Genomic DNA, 233 nt, shown 5'->3' on the forward strand with positions numbered 1-233 from the left:
GGACGGATCCACCAGGAATCCCCCCCTGGGGCGGGGGGGGGGGGGCGGGTGTCCCCGAAGCCGGCGGCGGCCAGCGGGGCCGCGGGCGCGAGGACGCCGGCGCGGAAGGGGGTGATGCGGGCGATCACGTCGTCCATCTCCTCGGTGCCGACGAAGGTCGCGCCGTCGCCCATCATGATCGTGGTGTCGGGCGGGGCTTGGACACGTCCGATCGGGCGGGGGTTCCCCGGCAC

At 76.4% G+C, this 233-nt stretch carries 1 protein-coding gene; it reads right to left on the reverse strand.

Annotation, left to right across the window (positions count from 1 at the left end; translation table 11 throughout):
- Positions 1 to 233, reverse strand: a 233-nt coding sequence (locus tag KVS71_RS19210; RefSeq protein WP_217585324.1) for a flagellar FlbD family protein, incomplete at its 3' end; no start/stop codon positions are given.

It is taken from the genome of Microbacterium sp. GbtcB4 (assembly GCF_019091465.1).
GTDB classification, from domain to species: Bacteria; Actinomycetota; Actinomycetes; order Actinomycetales; family Microbacteriaceae; genus Microbacterium; species Microbacterium paraoxydans.